22 protein-coding genes are annotated in these 23,435 nt (G+C 43.4%); 9 read left to right on the forward strand and 13 right to left on the reverse strand.

The genetic code is table 11. The features are described 5' to 3' along the window. The first annotated feature begins 67 nt into the window (after nucleotides 1–67). On the forward strand, nucleotides 68–388 hold the full coding sequence (locus tag EO95_RS12555) for a branched-chain amino acid transporter permease (protein WP_048135089.1): 321 nt from the start codon (nucleotides 68–70) through the stop codon (nucleotides 386–388). Between the two features lie 80 nt (nucleotides 389–468). Then, nucleotides 469–1,326 (forward strand): 4Fe-4S binding protein, encoded by an 858-nt coding sequence (locus tag EO95_RS12560; RefSeq protein ID WP_048135091.1) that lies wholly within the window; start codon nucleotides 469–471, stop codon nucleotides 1,324–1,326. A gap of 46 nt (nucleotides 1,327–1,372) precedes the next feature. Here the strand turns inward: EO95_RS12560 and EO95_RS12565 are convergent, their stop codons facing one another. From EO95_RS12565 to EO95_RS12590, 6 genes are all read right to left on the reverse strand, one after another. Continuing rightward, complete coding sequence (locus EO95_RS12565) at nucleotides 1,373–2,440, reverse strand: hypothetical protein (protein ID WP_048135092.1); 1,068 nt, start codon at nucleotides 2,438–2,440, stop codon at nucleotides 1,373–1,375. A 245-nt stretch (nucleotides 2,441–2,685) separates the two neighbouring features. Continuing rightward, on the reverse strand, nucleotides 2,686–3,195 hold the full coding sequence (locus tag EO95_RS12570; protein WP_048135094.1) for a nitroreductase family protein: 510 nt from the start codon (nucleotides 3,193–3,195) through the stop codon (nucleotides 2,686–2,688). Between the two features lie 439 nt (nucleotides 3,196–3,634). Continuing rightward, nucleotides 3,635–4,066, reverse strand: coding sequence for a serine O-acetyltransferase (locus tag EO95_RS12575; protein WP_235283004.1), 432 nt, complete (start codon nucleotides 4,064–4,066; stop codon nucleotides 3,635–3,637). Nucleotides 4,067–5,100: 1,034 nt separating this feature from the next. Beyond that, nucleotides 5,101–5,649, reverse strand: coding sequence for a ferredoxin-thioredoxin reductase catalytic domain-containing protein (locus tag EO95_RS12580; RefSeq protein ID WP_048135098.1), 549 nt, complete (start codon nucleotides 5,647–5,649; stop codon nucleotides 5,101–5,103). A 12-nt stretch (nucleotides 5,650–5,661) separates the two neighbouring features. Then, nucleotides 5,662–5,967, reverse strand: coding sequence for a glutaredoxin family protein (locus tag EO95_RS12585; protein ID WP_048135100.1), 306 nt, complete (start codon nucleotides 5,965–5,967; stop codon nucleotides 5,662–5,664). 243 nt (nucleotides 5,968–6,210) lie between these two features. Continuing rightward, nucleotides 6,211–7,704, reverse strand: a complete 1,494-nt coding sequence (locus EO95_RS12590; protein WP_048135102.1) for an MFS transporter — start codon at nucleotides 7,702–7,704, stop codon at nucleotides 6,211–6,213. Nucleotides 7,705–8,367: 663 nt separating this feature from the next. Here EO95_RS12590 and EO95_RS12595 point away from each other — a divergent pair. Then, nucleotides 8,368–9,489: a DUF21 domain-containing protein gene (locus EO95_RS12595; protein WP_048135103.1), complete on the forward strand. Its 1,122-nt coding sequence runs from the start codon at nucleotides 8,368–8,370 to the stop codon at nucleotides 9,487–9,489. Nucleotides 9,490–9,599: 110 nt separating this feature from the next. On the opposite strand, the gene EO95_RS12600 is transcribed toward EO95_RS12595, so the two are convergent. The 3 genes from EO95_RS12600 to EO95_RS12610 form a co-directional block, all read right to left on the reverse strand. After that, entirely contained in the window at nucleotides 9,600–11,276 is a 1,677-nt protein-coding gene (locus EO95_RS12600) for a nitroreductase family protein (protein WP_048135104.1), read from the reverse strand. A gap of 82 nt (nucleotides 11,277–11,358) precedes the next feature. Next, nucleotides 11,359–11,901: a DJ-1/PfpI family protein gene (locus EO95_RS12605; RefSeq protein ID WP_048135105.1), complete on the reverse strand. Its 543-nt coding sequence runs from the start codon at nucleotides 11,899–11,901 to the stop codon at nucleotides 11,359–11,361. A 437-nt stretch (nucleotides 11,902–12,338) separates the two neighbouring features. Beyond that, nucleotides 12,339–13,700 carry a TIGR00297 family protein gene (locus tag EO95_RS12610; protein WP_048135107.1) on the reverse strand — a complete coding sequence of 454 codons (1,362 nt, stop codon included), beginning with the start codon at nucleotides 13,698–13,700 and terminating at the stop codon, nucleotides 12,339–12,341. A gap of 456 nt (nucleotides 13,701–14,156) precedes the next feature. Between EO95_RS12610 and EO95_RS12615 the strand changes: the two genes are divergently transcribed. Then, nucleotides 14,157–15,587 carry a dihydrolipoyl dehydrogenase gene (locus tag EO95_RS12615; RefSeq protein ID WP_048135109.1) on the forward strand — a complete coding sequence of 477 codons (1,431 nt, stop codon included), beginning with the start codon at nucleotides 14,157–14,159 and terminating at the stop codon, nucleotides 15,585–15,587. 522 nt (nucleotides 15,588–16,109) lie between these two features. On the opposite strand, the gene EO95_RS12620 is transcribed toward EO95_RS12615, so the two are convergent. Beyond that, complete coding sequence (locus EO95_RS12620; protein WP_048135111.1) at nucleotides 16,110–17,063, reverse strand: class I SAM-dependent methyltransferase family protein; 954 nt, start codon at nucleotides 17,061–17,063, stop codon at nucleotides 16,110–16,112. Between the two features lie 153 nt (nucleotides 17,064–17,216). Next, nucleotides 17,217–17,384 (reverse strand): hypothetical protein, encoded by a 168-nt coding sequence (locus EO95_RS18780; protein WP_156164056.1) that lies wholly within the window; start codon nucleotides 17,382–17,384, stop codon nucleotides 17,217–17,219. A 126-nt stretch (nucleotides 17,385–17,510) separates the two neighbouring features. On the opposite strand from EO95_RS18780, the gene EO95_RS12625 reads away from it, so the two are divergent. After that, on the forward strand, nucleotides 17,511–17,918 hold the full coding sequence (locus EO95_RS12625) for an inorganic diphosphatase (RefSeq protein ID WP_048135112.1): 408 nt from the start codon (nucleotides 17,511–17,513) through the stop codon (nucleotides 17,916–17,918). Here EO95_RS12625 and EO95_RS12630 read toward each other — a convergent pair. Next, entirely contained in the window at nucleotides 17,910–18,125 is a 216-nt protein-coding gene (locus tag EO95_RS12630) for a YegP family protein (protein ID WP_048135114.1), read from the reverse strand. The genes EO95_RS12625 and EO95_RS12630 overlap by 9 nt on opposite strands. Nucleotides 18,126–18,555: 430 nt before the next feature. Between EO95_RS12630 and EO95_RS12635 the strand changes: the two genes are divergently transcribed. From EO95_RS12635 to EO95_RS12650, 4 genes are all read left to right on the forward strand, one after another. Then, nucleotides 18,556–19,683 carry a TIGR04083 family peptide-modifying radical SAM enzyme gene (locus tag EO95_RS12635; protein ID WP_235283005.1) on the forward strand — a complete coding sequence of 376 codons (1,128 nt, stop codon included), beginning with the start codon at nucleotides 18,556–18,558 and terminating at the stop codon, nucleotides 19,681–19,683. A 329-nt stretch (nucleotides 19,684–20,012) separates the two neighbouring features. Beyond that, nucleotides 20,013–20,384, forward strand: coding sequence for a hypothetical protein (locus tag EO95_RS12640; protein ID WP_048135118.1), 372 nt, complete (start codon nucleotides 20,013–20,015; stop codon nucleotides 20,382–20,384). A 196-nt stretch (nucleotides 20,385–20,580) separates the two neighbouring features. After that, nucleotides 20,581–20,856: a DUF5683 domain-containing protein gene (locus EO95_RS12645; RefSeq protein ID WP_048135122.1), complete on the forward strand. Its 276-nt coding sequence runs from the start codon at nucleotides 20,581–20,583 to the stop codon at nucleotides 20,854–20,856. Between the two features lie 85 nt (nucleotides 20,857–20,941). After that, a complete protein-coding gene (locus EO95_RS12650) occupies nucleotides 20,942–21,199 on the forward strand; it encodes a hypothetical protein (RefSeq protein ID WP_156164055.1) in 258 nt (85 codons plus the stop codon). Nucleotides 21,200–21,336: 137 nt separating this feature from the next. On the opposite strand, the gene uvrB is transcribed toward EO95_RS12650, so the two are convergent. Then, nucleotides 21,337–23,349 carry an excinuclease ABC subunit UvrB gene (uvrB, locus tag EO95_RS12655; protein ID WP_048135121.1) on the reverse strand — a complete coding sequence of 671 codons (2,013 nt, stop codon included), beginning with the start codon at nucleotides 23,347–23,349 and terminating at the stop codon, nucleotides 21,337–21,339. Between the last annotated feature and the right edge of the window lie 86 nt (nucleotides 23,350–23,435).

Genomic DNA, 23,435 nt, shown 5'->3' on the forward strand with positions numbered 1-23,435 from the left:
CACCGAGATCTACACCTCTCTATTCGTCGGCAGCGTCAGATGTGTATAAGAGACAGATACTCTGCAAATGCTCGGAACCATTGTGGTAATAGCCCTTGCAACCTTTGCTACAAGGGCTCTTCCGTTCCTGTGTTTTGGCTCAAGGGAACCGCCAGCAATACTTTCAACTATTGAAAAAAACCTGCCTCCGATGATTCTCCTGCTGCTGGTCATTTACTGCCTGAAAGATGTGCAGTGGCTTGCAGCTCCATACGGGATTCCTGAACTGTTTACGATAGGGGTTGTTGCAGGGCTGCACTTCTGGAAACGAAACGCTATGCTCAGCATCTTTGCAGGGACAGGGCTTTACATGGTACTCGTTCAGTTTAATGTTTTTTCGTTCATCTGAAAAGCGGAGATAGTAGATTTTCCGTTATTACACAAGTTTTATATATGTCGGCCGCGACCACACACGATGAAGTGACCTGTATGAACGAAAAAAAAGTTGATTTAGCTTCACTCAAAAGTAAAGGCTTTCTGCCCCAGAGGCAGGAAAATATGTTTTCAATGCGGCTGAAAGTTGTGAGTGGGAATCTGGACGCCGAAAAACTGCGGGAAATTGCGGATGCAGCTGAGAAATATGGGTCTGGTTATGTTCACATAACCTCAAGGCAGCAGATTGAGATTCCTTTTGTCAAACTCGAAGCTGCGGAAGAAGCAAGCTATGAGCTGGAAAAGCAGGGCATTTCAGGAGGCTCTGCCGGAAAGAGAGTAAGAGCCGTGGTCGCCTGCCAGGGAGATAGGGTCTGCAGAAACGGGTTGATCGACTGCCAGAACCTGGCATGCCGGATCGATGAAAAATACTTCGGGGAAGCTGTCCCTAAAAAGCTCAAGATTGCAGTAACAGGCTGTCCTTCAGCCTGTATGAGGCCTCAGGAAAATGATTTTGGGGTCATGGGCACGGTAAAACCTGAAATCCTCAAAGAAAATTGTGCCGGCTGCAAGCGCTGTGAAAAGGCGTGTAAGGTGGGAGCAATAAAAGTCCTGGAAGATAAAGCCCGTATAGATACAGAAAAGTGCATCCTCTGCGGAGCCTGCATTGCAGCCTGCCGGAAAGATGCCCTGAGGGCAGAAAAAACCGGATGCACGATCTTTGTTGGGGGTAAAGCAGGACGCCAGCCCAGGCAAGGGACAAAGCTTCTTGAGCTTGCGGATGAGACGCAGCTATTCTCAATCCTTGAAAAAACCTTTGAGTATTACCGGAAAGAAGGCCTTGACGGAGAGAGATTTGGAGAACTCCTTGACAGGCTCGGAATTGAAAAATACAGGGAAGAAGTTCTTCCCTGAACTTCTTTAAACTCGCGGAAAATAGATTACTTGAGAGGTCAGCCGCTTAACTTTCAGGCTTTGCCTTCTTCGCAAGCCAGATTCCGAGTACCCCCAGCCCTATCAGCAGTGCAATAAACTGTACGAGCCCGCCAAGGTAGGGAATTTCATACACTATTGCAAATACAACTGCTCCGGTGAGGTAATATATCATTTTCCCGGCTTCTTTTTTGAAGACCTTGGTGTAAATCATCTCCCCTGCGAGCAGTTTGACCGGTACTGTAGCAATAAGGGTTGCGAGGGTCAGGAGCAGCATCAGCAAGATCGAAAGACTCCACCCGAAAATTGTAATTAGCAGGATAAAGGAGAGGACCGGAATGAAGACCAGGAGCAAAAAGCCCAGCAGTCCGGCTTTCAACGCTGAATCCCTTACAATTTCCGCAAGTCCGGTTACAAAATCCGGGAAGGTATAGATAAGGATAAAGCCCAGAGCAAGAGCTGCCAGCAGCCCTATAATGAAGAAAAAGATGCTGAAACCTTCAACTTCACCTGCATACTGGTCTTGTTCTCTGGTTACGGGTGTGATACTCAGGTTTCCCCCTACCTTATTTTCAAGGTCAGAAGGGTAATTTTCGGCTTCAAGTTCAAGGTTCCCTTTAAGCTCAAAGTCCTCTCCTGTCTGGAGGGTCCCGGCAGAGACTGACCCGTTTCCATTGACGATCCCGTTAAGAGTCACCCCCCCTCCGGCCAGCAGGATATCACCTTCAACTGTGCTGTCCTTCGAGAGAAAAATCTGACCTCCGGCTACTACCAGGTCTCCGCCAACATTTCCATTTACCCGAATCGAGCCTCCGGCTGCTATGATGTTTCCTGAAACATCTCCGTTAACAATTAGTTCTCCGCCGGCGCCGATGAAATCATCTATAACGTTTCCGTTTATCTCAAGCCTGGACCCTCCAAGTACCAGATCTCCCGGGATATCCTGATCGATCTGAAGGTCATCTCCTCCACCGAAAACGTTTCCTGAGCTCGTATATGTAAGCAAGCTCTCTTCATCAACAGCTCCTGCCGAAAAAGGCAGTGCAGCAAAAAGTATCATAAATAAAATAAGTAGTGATGCCAGCTTCTTTTCCATAGAATCACCTTCTTTGGTATCATTGAGTCTTTCCGGTTAACTGCTCCGGACGAATACCAGGATATTCTGGCTGGTATATTCCCACTTGTTAGTATATTCCCACTTGCTGGTATATTCCCACTTAATACGATGAATATGTATGAAAATCCCTTAGAAAATTAAAAGGCACTTAAAGATTAAAAATAGGACGAAAAAGCCTCCAATCAGTTCTCCAATCTTTTCCCGAACCTGTATTCAGGGAGGCTTTACCAGGAATTGTCATGAATTCTTGAGGCTTCGTACCTGGACCTTCCGGGTTTTTCTTCTGCCGGATAGCCAATTGCGATTGCCGAAAACGGGGTTATATGCTCAGGAATGTTAAGTAATCCCCGGATTCCGGTGACAAGTTTTTCAGCCGGGTAAACCCCTATCCAGACCGCTCCCAGCCCCAGGTCATGGGCAGCCAGTAACATGTTTTCGCTTGCAGCCGAACAGTCCTGAACCCAGAAATCCTTGAATTTCGGAACATTCTGGTCTGCGCAGATCAGTAATGCAGCCGGAGCGTCCTTTAACATCTTTGCATAAGGGTGCATTTCCGAGATTTTTTCAAGCAGATCACGCCTGTCAATTATAATGAAATGCCAGGGTTGTTCATCCCCTGCTGACGGTGCACTCATGCCGGCTTTCAAAATGTTCTCAATTATATCCCTGCTGACCGGCTCTGGCAGGTATTTCCGGATGCTTCTTCTGGTGAAAATCGCGTCCATTGTTTCCATAAATATTATCCCCCATTTATTAATGTATTATTATAATGGATAAAAGTATTGTTCAGATCTGAATAAATTGTAGAGCAGTTAAAAAGATCTAAATCACAGAATCAAAAAAAGAATCAGAAAAAGAATCAGAAAAAGAATCAGAAACAGAATCAGAAAAAGAATCAGAAAAAGAAAAAATACGTGGCTCAGAAAAGAATCCGAAAGTTCAAAAGAAGAAGATGATCCGTAAAATGATCCGTAAGATGATCCGTAAGATGGCCCGTAATTTGGTTCTAAAAGATATGTAACTGCTAATTCATCTAACTCTAAAAAAACACAATCAATAACCATTAATTTTAAAAATTAAAATTAGAGGAATTTGCCAATCGAATCTTAAGAAAGATGGCTATGGCAAATTTATTGAGGCTGCTTTTCTCAGTTTGAATAGTTATCATTTTACTTACTCAATTACAGTGATGCGATCTACAGCTTCCTGTGGATTAGGGACTGAAAGAATTTCTGTAGCTGAAATTACCATTCCTTCGGATCCTTTATTATTTATTTTTTTAGCAGGAACTCCTGCGATTGAAATCCCTTTTTCATAAAATGATTTGTTTACTACAGAATTTGCCCCAATTGCAATATTATCAGCAATTTCAATGTTTCCAAAGATTTTGGCACCTGGGCCGATGTATACATCATCTCCTATTTTTGGCGCCAAAAGAACGCTACCTCTGCCAGATCCTATATTAGTACAGGCATGTATTCTGCAATTCTCTCCAACTCTGGCATCTTTATTTACAACGATAGTTCCTCTATGGGCTATGCATAATCCAGGACCAAAAACATTTATTGGAATACTATAGCCGAGATGGATACTCTTTATATGCAATCTAAAAAGTATATATTTGAAATATAGCTTATGAATTAAAGATTTTTTACAGTTATTATAATACTCAGCCTTTCTTAATAATCTCTGAAATTTCCATATATCATCACCAATTAATTTAGGCCTGTTGTAATTTTTCCCTAAAGCTAATTTGTCTGCTTCAATATATAAATCGTAATCTGCCTTTGATTTGATAATAGATATTCCCTCTTTATATATGATTATTTATATGTTTTGAGGTCTTATGCTACTGGTTTCCCAGTTTTACTGTGGAAACTAATATGTAAAAAAAATTAAAAAATGTGAATATATGTGTGATACTCACAACATTTTATTTTCTAAATTATTTTGGTTATATATAACTATTTTTAGATTAATTTGTCTAAATATTACTTATACATGAATATATATTTAGATAACTGGTATGTAAATAAATTAAGCAGAATCAATTTTCCTTATCATTAATAAGTAACATGTATATGTAGATAAGTGGCACGTAAATAAATTAAGTAGAATCAATTTTCCTTATCATTAATAAGTAACGGAAATAAGGCCAATATAAATAAAATGAAGGGAGTTTCTTTTAAGAGCATTTCGATAAACCTCTAGTTTCAGCAAGTTGCTTATAAACAATTTATACGCGTGAGACGAAGTATAGGGGCTTTCGAAATCAGCTTTAACCTCAATAAAACCGTATTTGCTAAAGCCCTGAGTATTCGATTCCATAGCTTAACGCCTCCAAATAAGTAAACTTTTTATGGAGTCACGAAGAAACAAATTATATTTATTAACAAAGTACAAAAGAGAAACTTATATTACTCACTTAAGGCGCAAAATCACTAACAATAGCCTTTGTGGTTTAACTTTATATTTTAGACCGCTACAGGCTTAACGGTATTGATTTCTCAGTTCAACCACGTAAGTCCTAACATATTAAGAAAAGAAGTACCTGCAGCAGGTTTGACATAGTTTTTGAAATTGAAATTTGAAGAGGATACAAAAAAGGAAAAATTACATGAAAAAATTACATGAAAAAATTACATAAACCGTTCAAATCTTTCCTTTTTCGCCTTACAGATAGGACAGACCCCTGGAGGTTCGTCCATGGCACTGAGATATCCGCAAACCTTACATCTCCATACTGGCTTTGAAAGTTTCCCTGAGAATTCCATAGTTTCCATCATCTCCGTTCTTTCAGCTTCCTCGGCTCTTTCAGCTTCTCTTTCCTCGCGGGAAGGGCGCCTTTCCGGGATAGATTCTATTTCTCTTTCTCCTCTAATGGCCTCGTCCGAAACATAGAGTGCACAGTAACAGGCTCCATAATCGTTTAGATCAGGATCTCTGTAGTAGCAGGGACAGATAATATCCAGGTCTTCCTCTTTATTTCCGGAAGCCAGTCTGCATGGACAGCCCCAGTAGCCGTAACGCTCCTCATTGACCAGCAGCCCCCGCACAAGGTCTTTTGTGAACTCGACATCAGGGTTCAGGTGGTAGCCTGATTTCTCAGCCTCCTGCTTCAACCGCTTATATACTGTGTCCACTTTCTCTTCGGATATGCCTTCTTCGGCAGTTTTCTCTTCTTTCAACCCAACTCCCCCTCAAAAGCCAAGGACTTCACGGATTTGTTTTTCTTTAAAACCCACAATTGCCTTTTCGTCATTTATAATAGTTGTTGGGAAAGAGATTGAAGGATTAAAACGTCTGACTATCTCAACAGCGTTGTTTTCTTCCTCTCCTTCCAACCTGTCCACATAAATATACTCAAAATCCACTCCCAGATCGGTGAGCAGTTTCTTCGTTTTTTTACACCATACACAGGTGCTCAGCCCGTACATTACGACCTTACCCCTGTCAATTCCGGAAACATGGTTTCCTTTCTCTCTATTCCGGCTAAAAAGATCCACTAAATAAACCCCCTGCAATAATTAAGTTAGCTGTATATCTATAGCGTTTTACTCAAGACAGATTGTTGCTCTGGACTTCTGGCAGTAAATTAAAAATCCACCAGATAGTAGATTCTAGATAGTAGATTCTATAAACTCCTTATCAGAAAATGTCAGATAAAGTATATAAAATTGAGATATACTTCTCCACGGCTGCACGTCCTCGGGATACGCCAGATTACTCGAAATGGAACCTCAAGAAAGTTATTTTTTCACCGCACTATTTTTACCCGCTTCAGGTATGCCTGTGCGAACAACCGAACTGGTTTTTCCTCTTACCAGAGACGCGAATACCCCGATAGTGCAGAAGATCGTAAACAGGATAAACGCATAATGCAGGCTCGAAACGAACTGGGAGTGATATTCGGGTGTGATCTCCACAGGGCCGATTACAACCGCAAAGATCATCATCGCGATACCCATCGAGAGCATCTGGCCGAGGAGCCGCATAGTCCCGTTCATCCCGGATGCGACACCGTAGAACCTCTTATCAACCGAACTCATAATTGCATTCGTGTTCGGGGAAGAGAAGAGCCCGAACCCTGCACCGAGTATGAGAAGGGTGAGGACCAGGTGCCAGAGAGGTGTCGTTTCTGTAAGGAAAATGAGGAAGAAGAGCCCAATTGAAGTGAGAGCCATTCCCGCCGATGCAACGATCCGCGGCTCAATCCTGTCAGAGAGCCGGCCGGCCATTGGGGAAACCATGGCCTGGACAACTGGCTGCGCTATCAGGATAAAACCTGCGTGCTCAGGCGTGAAGCCTTTTGTGTACTGCAGGTCCAGGCTTAAGAGAAAAGTCACTGCAAAAGTTGCACTGTAATTGATAAGCGCGGCAAGGTTCGAAAGGGCAAAAATCCTGTTTTTTGTCAGGAGCCTGATGTCAAGAACAGGGGAAGATATTCTCATTTCATAAAGAGCAAAGCCGATAACCCCGAGAATTCCCGCAGCTATGAAGGCAACTCCTTTAAAGTCCGGAAGAGTTGAGAACCCGTACATAACAGCAACGACCGCTGCCCCATAGATAACAGACCCTGTAAGGTCGAACTTCTCCCCCCTGCACTCGGCCCATTCCCCTTTGAGCTTCCAGAGGATGAGGATAACCGCCATGATGCCTATAGGGACGTTTACGAAGAAAATACTCCTCCAGCCCAGATATTGTGTCATTAAACCTCCAAGGAAAGGTCCAAGGGAGAGCCCGAGGTAAACTGCAGTGATATAGATCCCGAGAGCCTTACCACGTTCACCCGGGGGGAAGACGGAGGTAACGATGGCAACTCCTGTCCCGAAGATCATAGCACTTCCAAGCCCCTGGATAACCCGGATACCGATCAGTATTTCTGTCGAAGGGACCATGGTCATTGCCAGGGACGCAAGGCTGAAGATAGAAATGCCGTAGAGGAAAACCTTTTTCCGTCCGTAAATATCTGCGATTTTTCCGAACGGGACAAGAAACACGGCTGAAGATAGAAGGTATGCGGTCGCAACCCAGGAGAGAGCAATCGCGTTCATATGAAATTCTGCCCCCAGTGTAGGCAGGGCAATATTTACTGCCGAACCGTCAAAAGGAGTGATAAATCCGGCAAGTATCGCAATAGTGAGTACAATTCGTTTTTCTGTGGCAGCTTCAGGAGTATCGGTAGTATGGCGAATTTCCGGAACTTTAGCAGATGATCTGGTTTTTTTTGTTTCTTTTACCATGTTTATCACTGATAAGAAGGGTCGTAATCTTCTATCTGGAGAGTCCGGAAGATTGCAAAGGGTTTGTGCACAGAATGTGGTATTAAGCAGTAATGCTCTCCTCATAATATTTTTTGTCACAGTTGACTGATCAGGAATCTTAGTATGATCTGCTTGTTTTTAAATATTATACAATTCAACCGGTTATTCAGCAAGCTCGAGGGCACTGATTTTAAACCGAAAAAGAAATCCTCGTCAATTTCAAGTCCTGGCTGACAAAACAGGGGCTTAATAACTGACCTGGCAGAATAGCCGGTCAAAATGAGATGAAGCAAATTAAGTTATATCATCAGGGTAAATTTAACTTAATGGCAGGATAAAAGCTTTTCCAGCAGAGGAATAGTAAACCAACAAAGCATTAGAACAAATAACAGATAACTCATAAAATCAGTATTCATCCTAATAAATAAAATATAATTAAATTAAATTAAATTAAATTAAAATTAACTTAAAATAAAATTAACTTAAAATAAAATAAAATCAAATAAAATAAAATAAAGTTAATTTACAAACAGCCACAGGGACGAGATTAAGCCCGATGTGGTGAGATTAAGTTTATAAGAGATTAACTGATTAAGGATTCGACTGGACTTATACAGATATTTTAGAGGTTATGGACATAAAATGAATGAAATCATTACCTGGATACTAATTGCACTTTGCCTGACACAGTCTGCGATTTTTTCAGGGCTGACGATCGGTATTTTCGGTCTTGGAAGGCTGAGGCTTGAGATTGAAGCCGAAGCAGATAATAAAAATGCAATAAAAATCCTGCAGGTCCGGCGTGACTCCAATTTCCTGCTTACGACTATGCTCTGGGGGAACGTAGGCATAAATGTACTTATTGCTCTGCTTACAGATTCCGTAATGGCAGGAACCTCAGCTTTTCTCTTCTCGACCTTTGGTATTACCTGTTTTGGAGAGATTGCGCCCCAGGCTTATTTTTCCAGGAATGCGCTTGAGCTTGGGGCAAAGCTGACTCCTCTTGTCCGCTTTTACCAGATGCTGCTCTATCCGGTTGCAAAACCGACAGCGCTTATCCTTGACTGGTGGCTGGGCAGGGAAAAACTTGATTTGTTCAGGGAGCAGGCAATGAGGATTATGCTCGAAAAACATATCGAGTCAGGAAAGACCGATATAGGCACTTTTGAAGGGATAGGAGCCCTGAACTTTCTTTCCATAGATGATGTCAACATTTCTGACGAAGGCTCTATAATAGACCAGAGAAGCATTATCTCTCTTCCTGTGGAAAATAACCGCCCTGTTTTCCCTTCATTCAACAGAGAACCTTCTGACCCCTTCCTGCAGAAAATAGAAGCATCCGGAAAAAAATGGGTGATCATCGCCAACCTGGCAGATGAGCCTGTAATGGTGCTGGATGCGGACGGCTTCCTGAGGGATGCAGTATATAAGAAAGGGCCTTTTATTCCGCTTTCTTACTGCCATTTCCCTGTAGTGGTAAAGTCTCCGAAAACCAGGCTTGAGAAAGTAATCCGGCAGTTCAAGGTATATCCGCAGTACCCGGAAGATGATGTAATTGACCAGGACCTTATTCTTTACTGGGGCGAGGAAAAACGTATCGTAACAGGGTCGGATATTCTGGGCCGACTGCTCCGCGGAATTGTGGTCGAATGCGATGTGGGCTCAGGATGTGAGGTACCTCCTGAAAGGCAGCCGGGATTTGTCAGAAGGGCAACTTTCAGGAAAGATAAAAGAAAAGAAAACCTGGAACAAAGAAAGAAGTAAAGAACAAAAAGAAGTAAAGAGCAAAAAAATCATAGAACAAAGAAGGAAGGAACAGAAAATCATAGAACAAAAAGAGGAAAGGGCAAAAAGAAGCAAAGTTTACTTCTTAGTTACTCTTTATATGCAGGGAAGGTCAAAACCCCTATTTCCTGAAGAGGCGAACCTACTGCAAAGTGGTAGAGATCCTGGTACTCAAGCCCTTTAAGCCCCAGGGTTTCGTGCAAAGGGTCATCGAAAAAACACCCTATCCCGCAGCCCCTGAAACCGCGGGCCTCTGCTTCAAGGTAAAGGAGCTGTCCCAGGATTCCACACTCCCAGAAAAGGTAAGGGTACATCCATGAGCCGGATGTTTTCAGAGGCTCTTCGAACTCTGAAAGCATGCAGGCAGTAAAACAGGCATCTTCTGCCTTTCTCTGCGCACATGAAAGCTGGGCTGCAAAATGATGCAGTTCCTCTTCCACAAGCAGGTAAAATTCAAGATCATGAGGACAGCTTTCAGGTCTTTCCCACAGAAAATCCGACCTGAAGGCGGTTTTAAATTTCTCCTTTTCTCCGGGTTTTCGCAGAAATATATAAAGACCTTCACGAAGTCCCTTCACCCTGTTTACAAAAAGGAGCAGGTGTGCAAAGGGTCCGAAAGCAAGCGTATCGAAAACCGGGTTTTTATCGGGAAGGGTTCTTCGCAGTATGCCGTAGAAAATGTCTTTGTCCATGTAAGCACTGTTATTCATTTCCAGAGCACTTCTTCTCCTGTGAATCACGCTACGCAGAGGGACCGTATCCAGGCCTGAAGGGATTCCGTAGCCAGAAATTGTCCCGGATAAACCTGCATCTCGCTTTTCAGGCTTAAGCTCCGGCTTTTTTTCATCGGCATGGGGAGTTCCTTTCTTTCTGGTTACTGAAGCAGCCTTTTCAATATCAGCCCATTCTACATGCGCAGGACTCAAGCGATTAGGGATACCATTCCAGGAAAGATTTTCAAAATCAGAAAGTGCAGATGAAGAGACCTTACCCGATGGACATTCCTTTCCTGCAGGATAAACTGCAAGCAGACAGGCAGGCTCTTCTTTTTCAGGGCCCTTCCTTCCGGAAACGCCCAGAAGTTTTGCTATGTCCTCAGAACCCGTATCCATAAGAAGGCTTGTTCTCCAGCCAAGTCCTGCTGCAGCAAAAGTAAGGGCAGCAATAGCATGTCCGAGATCATGGTTTGCATACCTGAAAGCCCGGATGCCGTATTTCCAGGCAACCCGCCAGTAAATTGAAGTAAGCCCTATGAAAAATGTACCTTCCGGAAAGCCGGAACTCAGCTTTTCCCAGGTCTCCCGGGAAAATTCAGTTCTTAACTCAAGCGCATGCGGCAAAGGAGCGTAATGGCAGACAGCCGGTTTTTCCAGAAGCTTCGAAACCGGCCCGGAAATAAGGTAAACCTCTGTTGGGTGAAGGTTTCCGCTTGAAGGATTAATGCGGAGAGCCCATCTTGTGCTTTCTGCTTTTTTCCATACTGAAAGAGCAAAGCTGTCAAAAAAAAGCTGAGAAATGCTGTTCCGGTTCAGCCCCGAGGGTTCCAGTTTCTCCGGAGAAAATGCCTGTTCATATGCAGGAAAAAGTTCGGACTTTATATCTTCTCCACTCCAGGTGTCGAGCTTTAAAACCGGAGCTCCTTTGTAGTTAAGAAAAGGGTCTGGCTTGATTGACATTTCAAGGAGTTGAGGACCGGGAGCATAGGCTTTAAAGCCATGCTTGCTAGCCTGATGATAAGACAGTATAGCTTCAAGTTCTGCATTCATAACAGGGCACCAGCTTTGCTACCGAATAATTTTCAATCCGTAGATTTGGCTTCTAATTGTTAGAGTTCAATTTTCAGAGGTATTATGCTTTTTTCAGAGCTTTAAGGACGGCTTTTCCAAAGGCTTCCGCACTTTTTGGGTCTCGCCCTGTCACTACCCTGCCCGAAACTACAACTTCCCTGTCCTGGTAGACAGCCCCATGCTCCTTAAGTTCGTGTACAGTATCCGGGCTCTTAAAAACCGTACTTTCCTTCCCCTTCAGGACCCCTGCTCTTGCCAGAATCACGGGCGAGACGCAGATCGCAGAAACTACCTTTTTAAGGGAATCAGCTTCCTTTACGAGTTCATGCAGGTACTGATTGTTCCAGAGGTACTTTCTTGAGCCTGGCCCTCCGGAAATTACGATTGCATCATAATCATCAATTCTGGCTTCTGAGATCTTGATATCAGGCTTAATCGTACCTCCCAGTGCTCCTTTTGCAGTTTCAGTAAACTCGGCTGCGACCGTAACCTTTGCCCCTGCAGCTTCAAATATCTGCTTTGGAACAAAGCATTCTTCATCCCTGAACTGCTCCTGAGCAATAACAAGCAAAATCTTTTTTCCTTTGGGTTCTGGTTCTGTCATCTGGCTACCTTCCTGTATATTTAAAATGCGAGATTTCTGTCTATCTTCATTGGAAAACAATAAAGTCTGAAGAAAGATGGATTACTGAGAGACAGGAGTTCTGTTTCGTATTGTATCCTGCAATGTATCTGAAAAGACCGAAATCGAAAGCTGATGAGAGTTTATATTAGTTTATTTACCTGAGAGCTTAAATAGACATACAATCTTACTCAGAAATTGCATTAAAGGAAACTGCAGTAACCCTACCCGAGTAAGAAGATATTCTTAAAGATATAAATGGATGTCTTTTCGGAAGTATAAACACATTTTACAAAAAAATTAAAAATTCAAACCCTGAACAAAAGCCAGAGCTCAGTGGAATTTACATGGTAAATTATAATATCTACAATATATATCGAGTATTGTGGATATATATCATATATTAAACATCCCTTTACTCATATACCTGATACCAGAAGATATATTCCGGCTGAAATCCCTGCTCCCATAAAGGTCGCAACAAAGTTTACCCCACTGTTTGAGAGCAGACCCCTTTTCTGAAGAGTAGCCCCGAGAAAGCTGTCCACATTTGTTCCGATAAAGCCTCCTGCAGTTGTAATAAGGACTGAAAGCAGAAGGTCGTCAGATATCCCTAGAACATAACCGAGCACGCCTATGACTGCAGAACCAAAAATTGCGGCAAGTTCCCCCAGCGAGGAAACAGCCCCATCAGCTCCGGGTTCCGAAAGCTTGAGAGTTGTGATCATTCTGGGTCTTCCTTTTGCCGTGGTCCCGATTTCACTTGCCAGAGTATCGCCTGTAGCGGTTGCAACAGTTCCCATGTAGGCATAAATAATCGGAAGGCTATGTTCCTGGAAAACACCATATGCTACTGCCAGGACAAGGGCTGCGGTACTGTTCGAGAATACGTTTTCATAGCTCCTGATTCCGTCTTTTGCCTGAGCAATCCCGATTGATTCCTTGTATGCGTACTTGTATCTGGTAAACCCGCCTCCCAGAATGAAAAAAGTAAGCAGAAGCAAAAACCACGGAAGTCCGCTGAAAACAATTATCAGGACTCCAAGAAGGGCAGCACTGAGGAGGGCAGAAACGTCGGCAATTTTCGCCCGGTACGCCAGTGCACCGAGGAAAAGGGAGAAGGCAAGGGCTACAAGCATTTTCTCAGGAGGGACCCAGTACCTGAACTCCTCAAAAATCCACATCGTCATCCCTGCCCCCAGAGTCACAGGGATATTACTGTCTATCTTTGAAGGAATGGACTCAAAAAGAGAACCCGTAACTGCTCCAATAACAGCTATGAAAAAAACAAAGTTATACGAGATCGGAAGTCCCTGCCAGTAGACAATCCAGCTTGCTGCAAGAAACGCCGCAGTAATCCTGAGTGCAAGAAATATCGAACTCCATAGCAGTGAAAAACCTCTCTTCTTCATCCTGCTCTTTCTGGAATCTAAATCCGCCGTAAAGCCTCTTTCCGAAAAAAAAGAGCTGTGGTTTCCTACTGCTGCAACTGCAAAGGCGGCAAGGACTATATAAAATGGGAATGTGTACGGAAGGTCTTTAGAAACTGCAGAAACAAGCAGCATCAGTGTAAGGGAAAAAGAAAGGCTGACTGCATCTCTGCTGCAGGAAAGAAACTTTCCAGAAAACCTCAGTCCCAGAAAAAGGACAAGAGAAAGAAGGAGGAGGAGATCTACCCCTGCAAAAGGAGCTATCAGAATAAGCAGGAGATATAAGATGTGCATCACAGGAATTCCGTGATAGGAACTCCCATTTTCGAGGAGGGGGGTAGCTCTGTTCATTCTAAGACATCTTTTGTTTTTTATTCTTCCTGAGAAGCTACATAAAATAGGTTTTTCTTTATAAAAAGATAGTTGTTTTTCCTTCAAACAATTGTTTAAAATGAAATAAGATTTAAAAATATTTATGTATCTTATTACTTACGCTCGGAAAGGTTTTCACGCCAGCTCTGGAGGGTATTCAAAGAGCAAAGTAACTTTTTTGTAAGAAACTTTACTCCACAGACACCTGCTACTAATTTTATATCTCAGAAAGACAGACACCTGCGATCCGGGAGACAGTCTTTTTTGAGAATTTGTTTGAGTGGTTTTCGGTCTTCTTTTGCTATAAGAATCATTTTATTTAAGGATAAGTGTAATTAGCAAAACAGACAGATAATTATTGCAGTTAACAAATCCAGTTAACAAATCCAGTAACTGGTTGAGATCTAATTTTATGCTTGCTGTGAGGGGAAAATAATGAAAAATTATGACCTGATTGTGATAGGCACGGGTTCCGGAATGAATTATGTGAACTCAATTATCGATTCGAATCCGGAGCTAAAAATAGCTGTTATAGATAAGGACGAACCCGGGGGGATCTGCCTGACCAGAGGGTGCATCCCTTCAAAGCTTCTGCTCTACCCTGCAGAGCTTGTCAGGGAACTTGAGACAGCTCCGCTTTTCGGCATTAAGCTCGAGATAAAAGATATTGACTTTCGCATGATCATGGAGAGGATGCGCAGGAATATAGGGGAAGACATCGAGATGATCAGGCAAGGGCTAACTGAGAGTACTTACCTTGACTATTATCCCGAAGCTGCCGAATTTATATCCCCGTATACCCTCAGGGTTGGAGAAGAAACCCTTCACTCTGAGATGATCTTCCTGTGTACGGGCTCAAGGCCTGCAATCCCGCCTGTTAAAGGGCTTGAAGAAACCGGCTACCTTACAAGCGACACTGTACTTGGACTCAATGAATGCCCGAAAAGTCTTGCCATTCTCGGGGGAAGTTACATAGGAGCCGAGTACGGGCACTTCTTTTCAGCCATGGGGGCAGAAGTCACGGTTATAGGGAGAAATTCGCATTTTCTTCCCCAGGAAGAGCCAGAAATCTCCGAACTTGCCAGGATAAAGATGTCGGAATATATGCGGATCCTTACAAACCACGAAGCCATAGAGGTCAGAAAAGAAAGTAACGGGCAGAAAACCGTTGTTGCAAAGGAAAGAAACTCGGGAGAGGAGACAAAAGTTACTGTAGACGAAATCCTGGTGGCAACAGGCAGAGTCCCGAATACTGATATCCTCCAACCCGAAAGGGCAGGAATCAAGACCGATTCCCAGGGCTGGATTTTAGTTGACGAGTATCTTGAAACCTCCCAGCCAAATATCTGGGCTTTCGGGGACGCAAACGGAAAATATCTGCTCAAGCATGTAGGAAACTATGAGTCCGGAATAGTTTACCTCAATGCAATCATGAAAGAAAAAGTAAAGGCAGATTACCATGCCGTACCGCACGCAGTTTTCTCCTACCCTGAAATTGCAGGCGTAGGGATGTCAGAACAGGAAGCTATTAAGGAGTACGGGGAAGACAGGGTCGTGATAGGCTTTAAACTCTTTGAAGATACGGCAAAGGGAGCTGCTATGGAAGCCAGGGATTATTTCGTAAAAGTGATTCTGGACGGGCAGGAAGAAAAAATTCTGGGCGCCCATATTATAGGCCCCCATGCTTCGGTCCTGATCCACCAGATAATTCCTCTCATGTACACGGCATCGAGAAGTGCAGAGCCAATTATCCGCAGTATGGACATCCACCCGTCCCTAAGTGAAGTTGTCACAAGAGCCTTTTATTCCCGGCTGTCTCCTGAGCACTACCACCATATTATGAAACATCTCGGGCTTGAGGACTGAAAAGCTAAGTTTAAAGGTTGAAAAAACCGCTGAAAAGACGAATTAAATACTGAAAGCTTTGCTCAAGCGAACTAAATTACGATTTCTTTGACCCATACAACCTTATTCGCCGTACTGGGTCGTCCCTGTCACGCTCGACGCAGGAGAGCGGCTTTCAGACAAAAAAGAAGTGAAAATAAGAACCAGAAAGTGAAAACTCCTGAGAACACTGTAAGAAACTAACAGGTAGAAATGACCGGGGAAGCCTCTAAGAGATCAACAAAAAATCAAAAAACCAGCACGGGAAAGCAACAAAAAAACCTGTAAGTATACCAAAAGGAGCAGAATTAAATTCTATCTGAAAAATACTTTTTTACATATCATTTTTTAATCTCTTTTTCTTCTGTCTTCTTGCTTCTTTTTTGCAGGGCCGCCAGACAGGCTGGCGGAGGCATTCTATAAAGATTGGACTAAAAAACGGTTTCCGGGATCGAGATAATTTCCTTTCTTATCCGGGGGCAGGCCGGTTACAGTTTTACGCGGCTATTTTTTAAGCAGGTCAAAAACCCACCTGCTGACGCCCGGGGCAACGTTTCCGCAGCGCCTGTAATATTCAACCTCGAACCCTATTTTTCCGTACTTTTCAATTAATCCAGGGATCTGAGAATCCTTTTTGAAAGTGTAAAAATGGATGTTCCCTCCTTTTCTTACAAGTCCTGAAACCTTACAAAGAAAATGATCCCTGCCGTAAGGAGTTGGCACAATTGCTCTGTCAAACCCATTCTCCGAAATCTGGAATCCTTTAATTTTCCCGGATTCGAAGTCGGCAATTACAGAAGGAAAAACTGCACTTTCGGTTTCAACTGTATTTTCGGGTTCGGTCTCAACTTCATTTCCGGGCTTGATATCAGGGTTTAAAGAGCCGGGATTACGAAGAATAGATTCAGCATCTCCCTGGATTACGGTCACCTGCCTTTCAAGTCGGTTCAACCGGACATTTTCTTTCAGGCAGGCACAGGCGTCAGGATTTATTTCGATTGCACAGACAACTGCTCCTTTTCTTGCAGAAGGGAGCACAAAGGGGCCCACACCTGCAAAAGGGATCAGAACAGATTCTCCCGGAAGAACTTTTGAGGCCACACGTGCCCTTTCCCAGAAAAGTCTGGGATTGAAAAAAACCTTTCTTACATCCATTCTGTATGTGCAGCCGTTTTCCCTGTGAAGGGTTTCTGCAGATTCTCCGGAGATAAGTTCAAATTGGGCTACCCTGTGTTCCCCTTCAAGCTTGCTGACCTTGTTGAGTATAGCCCGGGTATTGCCTCTCATCGAAAGAATCTTTGAGACAATAGAGTCCCTGTAAGCCCCAAGTTCCTTTGGGATAGAAATTACTGCAATATCCCCTACATAATCAAAGCGCTTTGGGACTAAGGGAAGCAGGGGTTCTTCAACTATTCCTCTCATCGCATCTCGCAGGGTCACTCTATCTCGAAAACTCATCTCAGGACACCTCTGTCTGGTAAAATTGCAGACCTTTCATCATTTCAGGTTCTTTATCAGGACACTTAATAGGAAACTTAATTATTCAGGCATTTATTCAGGCATTTATTCAGACACTTATTCAGACACTTATTCAGGCACTTATACAGGCACTTATACAGGCATTTCATCTTTGTAGATAATTTCATCTTTGTAGATAATTTCATCTTTGTAGATAATTTCATCTTTGTAGACAATTTCATCTTTGTAGATATTTATTATTTGACTTTCACTCTCTGCTTTTTCAGTACGCTTCAGTTTCGATTTTCTCTGTTGAGCCAGTACAAATCATACAGAGTAACAGAAGGATTGAAATTGCGAAAGCTACAAAAAGAAACAAAGCCTGAGAAAAGAAAAAAGCGAAAAAGAGATTAAAGCTGATCCTGAACACACGCAGGAAAATTTGATATGAAAATATTTATAGAAACTCCCAAATACAGTTTTTCGAAATACCGAAAAACAGAAAAAGGCTATGAAAGAGCTTTCATTTCTCCCCTGCCTACTATCTTTAATTATGGTTTCGTAGAGGGTACAACGAGTCCGGACGGCATGGAAGAAGATGTGGTTGTGCTCGGTCCCCGCCTGCCCAGAGGAAGCACCCTTGAAAGGGAGAGCTTTGATGGGATTGTAAGGTTCCTTGACAATTCTATCCGGGATGATAAGAGATTGGTATATATCAGTGGCTTTTGCTCTCCTGTCCTGCTTTCTTATTATTTCAGGCTTTATGCCCTTTTCAAAGTTTTTCTCTATGCTTTTCATGAAGGAAAAATCACAAAATGCCGGTTTGAAGGAATCGAACTCGAGAGATTAAACTGAAACTCCAACTCCTTTTTTTATATCAGGTTCCTCTTCAAGAAAAACTATCCGTGCAGTCGGAGCATTTGCTTTTACGGACTGGATTCCCCTCACGCAACCTTCCTTGCTTTTGTAGCCCTGGCTTACAGCGATAATCTGCCCGTTTCTTGCTCTCAATCTGAAACGGTATTCTCCGGATTCATCCGGATAAACTTCAAATTTAGCCATTCTATTCCCCTCAGTTGATCCTCCTCTAAATCCGGAGGTTCAAGCTTTAAACGATCTGTCGTCAGTCACCAAACGCTCTTTTAGAACGTATTTTAGAATCTATCACATATTAAGTACTGAAACTTAAGATTCAACGATTAAGGATATTTCCGGAGTGGGTTTGAGAACCCTTTAAGAGATTTGATTCAATTAACTGATTAATAATCTATCTAAATGTATAGGAAACTAAAATTAGAACTACAATTGAAGTTTCATCAAATTTACTTATCTGTTAGCAGAGAGAAGTTAGCAGAGAGAAAACTTTTAATGAAGAATAAAATTATTTGAAGAATTCTTTAACAACTGATTTCCTGAAAGGACAACTTTTAGAAAACTACTAATAATTTAAAGAAGCTTATAAAAAAGGTGCTTTAATATGCCTTTTCATGTGATGCTAATCCCTACCCTGGGTTGTCCTGCGAATTGTAGTTATTGCTGGAGTTCCGAGGAAAAATCCCCTATAATGAGTATAGAAACCATTAAAGAAGTGGTTGAATGGCTTAAGGGCTTCAGGGGGGATTCGGTTACTTTTACCTTCCATGGTGGAGAGCCTCTCCTGGCAGGAGCGGACTTTTACCGGGAAGCCTTACCCTTGCTGGCTGAAGGCTTGAGTTCCAGGAGAATTGCTTTTGCCATACAGACAAACCTCTGGAAGCTTACCCCGGAAATAGCCGAAATTCTTGCCAAATACAATATTCCAATCGGTTCCAGTCTGGACGGTCCTCAGGAGCTTAACGACCTGCAGAGGGGAAAAGGATACTATGAAAAGACCCTGAGAGGCTATGAGATTGCCAGGGCTCATGGGCTGCTGGTGAGATTCATCACTACTTTTACCTCCCATTCCGTAAAGTTCAGGGAGGATATTTTCAATTTTTACCTGGAAAAAGGTTTAACACTTAAACTTCACGCCTGCCTGCCATCTTTGAAGGATGACAACCCCGAGAAATGGGCACTTGATCCTGAAGAGTATGGGGAACTCTTAATTTACCTTCTGGACAAATATCTGGAAAACGTGGGCAGGATTGAGGTCATGAACATTGACCACCTGTGCAAGTGTGTGTTCACAGGCAGAGGCACTGTCTGCACCTTCGTGGACTGCATGGGAGATACCTTTGCAGTGGGCCCTGACGGAGCGATTTACCCTTGCTACCGCTTCGTAGGCATGCCTGAGTATGTCATGGGAAATGTTTATGACCATCCGACAATGGCAGACCTCGCCCAGTCCGATGCCTGGAAGCTCATGCACCAATATAAGGAGTACGTGGACACGGAATGCGGCAAATGCGCCCATATCAAGTACTGCAGAGGCGGATGCCCTTACAATGCCATAGTACCCACGGACGGGGAAATAAAAGGTGTCGATCCGCACTGCGTTGCCTATAAGATGATATTCGATGAAATAACCAAACGGGTCAACGAGGAAATGTTCGGGTCTGCTGGCGGCATGGATATGTTTATGCCCCAGACAATGAAACCTTCAAAGCCGGGCATAATGTCTCTCATGCTTAAGAAGATCTGATTAAGAGGGCCAGACGAGTTGAGTTTGACCAAACTCACTCTTAATTTCACTTTTTTGTAACCCGGGTCAAAAGAGCTCTTTTGTTTAAGTCACCCGAAACTTCAGGGCTATTGTCAGCATTTATACCTCATTTTCATGGGCGCGTTTTCACGAATGACAGTCCCAGTACTCCAAAATAAAACAATTCAACTGGAAGGTTCAGCCGGAATTTCAGCCTCATGGACTAAATCTCATTTTGTCAGTTCCCCTTTTGTATACCCTTATTTTCTTAATGTATCTCTGTTGTTTATTGAAATAGTTTATATATACCCACTTTCTAAACTAAATATATGGAAGAAGGTAAGATAAAGAACACGATAACAAGGAGTTTCGAACTGCAGGACTACAGGATAGAAGGAGCAGAACTCTCTGGTTTCTGGGCAGATCTGCTCAGCAAAGAAGAACTGACGGTTGAAGTAAATTACAGGCCTGAAAACAAAAAAACCTTCAGTCCCGGAGAAACAGAATCTCTTATTCATGAAATCTGCAGAAAATGCGATAGTTTTGAGGCTCAGCTTCCCGAAAATACAAAATGTGAGGTCACATTCAAAGACTTCGGAGAAAAAGTTTACAAAACTGACCAGTTGGATTTTGAACCGGCATCCAGGGAAATGGACGAAGTTAAGGTTGCTTACCGCTTCTATGTAGCTTATTATGTTTAGTCAGTTTGACAAATAATCAAGTTTGATTTTAATTTAATCCGGATTATATGACGAATATTTGCCTGAGTTCGAAAAATAGGCTCTATCAATCGGTGAAAATATTACCCGGTGAAAATATTACCCGGTGAAAATATTACCCGGTGAAAATAATATTACCCGGAAAAAAACAATCAAAAACAGGGAAGGGAGCATAAAAATGTCTCAACCAGGGAAAAACCCCGGTATTGCTGCAGTACTGTCATTCTTCATCCCGGGCCTCGGGCAGATTTATAACGGGCAGATCATGAAAGGGATTATCTTTTTCATTCTTGCCTCTATTGGGATTGTCTTTATCATTCTTGCATTTCTTTTCGGCTTCCGAGCAATAGTTTTAATCGGTTACATCCTCTATCCGCTGTTCTGGATCTACAACCTGTATGATGCCTACAATACTGCCAGGAAAATTAATGAAAGGTATGGAGGATATTATTAAAATAAGCTTTCAGGAAGAAGATTTTCTTCCTTTTTTCAGAAACTGACAGATAGAACTCTCACCAACTTATTAATGTTGATCTGGAATGAACATCGAACCCACACTGAACATGATACTCATTTTTTTACTTGCTTCAATTATAGTATTTATAGCCATGTTTGCCTATGCAAAATATAGTGCAAAAAAGTCACAAGAGATGGAATTGGGAGTTGAAGCCGAAAGAGAGCTCATGAAAGCAGAAAAGGAAAGGGAAGAAATCAGAAAGACAGAGGAAACAGGATATTCGGAAAGAGACGAAAGAGAAGAGCACGAAGACGATGAATCTGACGATGACGGGGAATGAAGATCAGGATCTGATGAAATATCAATGCCGATGAATATATCAATGAATATATTAATGTAAGGTAATAGGAAGAAAAGAACTGTAAAAAATGAAAAACTTATGTAAAAAAGTTTTGCTTTCTAAATCGATTCTCACCTTCACACCGTTTTTATCTCTTTTTCCAGTCTCTTTATGATTTCTCTGAGCTGGATTGCGCGCTCGAAGTCCAGCCTGTCAGCAGCTTCTCTCATCTCCGTATCCAGTTCGATGATTACGTTGGGGATATCGGTCTTCGGGATATGTTTTGTGTCGGTAATATCCACTACTTTTTCTCGTATGGGTTTTCGGATGGTTGTCGGGACTATGCCGTGTTCTTCGTTGTAGGCTATCTGCATTGCGCGGCGGCGTTCGGTCTCGCTCACTGCTTTTTTGATGGAATCGGTCATCCTGTCGGCGTAGAGGACAACCTTTGAACTGGAGTTCCGGGCTGCGCGGCCTATGATCTGGATTAGGCTCTTTGAGTCTCGGAGGAAGCCTTCCTTATCTGCGTCCAGGATACCGATGAAGCCCACTTCCGGGATGTCAAGCCCCTCCCTGAGCAGGTTGATCCCGACAAGGACATCGAATTTGCCAAGGCGTAGTTCACGGATGATTTCTGTCCTTTCGATGGTCTTGATATCGGAGTGCAGGTAGCGGGCTTTGATCTCGTTTCTGGCAAGGAATTCGGTCAGTTCTTCTGCGAGCTTTTTGGTAAGGGTGGTCACGAGGGCGCGGTCTCCCCTGTCCACTATTTTCCGGATCTCCTGCATAACATCCCTGACCTGGCCCTCAAGGGGGCGTACCTCAACCTCAGGGTCAACGAGGCCGGTCGGGCGGATAATCTGTTCCACGATCCGGGCGGACTGCTCCCGCTCGTAGTCTGCAGGGGTTGCCGAGACGAAGACCACGTTTTTCATGTATTTTTCAAATTCGTCAAACTTCAGGGGCCTGTTGTCAAATGCACTGGGTAGCCTGAAGCCGTAATCAATAAGGCTCTTTTTCCGCGAGCGGTCTCCATTATACATCCCGTGCAGCTGGGGAATGGTCTGGTGGCTCTCGTCAATGACCAGGAGGAAATCTTCAGGGAAATAGTCAATCAGGCAGAAAGGCTGTTCTCCGGGCTGCCTGTGGTCAAAGTGCCTTGAGTAGTTCTCAATTCCCTTGCAACTGCCTGTTTCTTCAATCATTTCCATGTCATAGAGCGTGCGCTGCTTCAGCCGGTGGGACTCGAGCAGCCCGAGGTCAGGCAGGCGCTCCTCAAGCTCTTCAAGGATGGACTGGATTGCGCTTTTCTGCTCCTCTTCAGGGATAACATAATGCCTGGCAGGGTAGACGAAGAAGTAGTCCATCTCTTCTTTTCGCTGCCCTGTCTGCTTGTCCAGTTCGGAAATACGGTCTACCTCGTCCCCGAAGAGCTCGACCCGGATAATGTCATCGAAGTAACCGGGAATGATATCAATGGTGTCCCCTTTTACTCGAAAGCGCCCGGGCATGAGTTCCAGATCGTTTCTTTCAAACTGGATATCGATAAGTTTCTCAAGGATTTCCTTTCTCTGGACCTTATCTCCAACCTTTAATTCAAACCCCATCTTCTGGAAGTTCTCAGGGTTTCCAAGCCCGTAGATGCAGGATACCGACGCCACCACAATCACGTCCTGGCGCGACATCAGGGAAGCTGTGGCTGCAAGGCGCATCTGTTCAATCTTCGGGTTTATCTGCGCGTCTTTCTCAATGTACTGGTCTTTGGCAGGAAGATAGGATTCAGGCTGGTAATAGTCATAATATGAGACAAAGTACTCAACGCGGTTTTCAGGGAAGAACTCCCTGAACTCATTATATAGCTGGGCAGCCAGGGTCTTGTTATGGGCAATAACAAGAGTCGGTTTTCTGACCTGGTTTATGACATTTGCAACCGTATAGGTCTTTCCGGATCCGGTTACCCCGAGCAGGGTCTGACATCTTTCTTTCTTCTCCAGCCCCTCTACAAGCTGCCTGATAGCTTCTGGCTGAGAGCCCCTGGGCTCAAAATCGGAAATCAGTTTAAACTGGGGGCTGTCCCAGTACCGTGCATCGTGTATTGTTTCGAACTTTTTTCCGGATAATGGCTCGGGTGTCTGGCTGGAAACTTTCATGGAATCAAGACCTTCTCTATAGTTATACGAGACCAATGACTTTTATTTACGGGATCAGTGACTTTTGCCTGAGCAGGCGGTTGTAG

It is taken from the genome of Methanosarcina sp. 1.H.T.1A.1, assembly GCF_000979295.1.
GTDB lineage: Archaea > Halobacteriota > Methanosarcinia > Methanosarcinales > Methanosarcinaceae > Methanosarcina.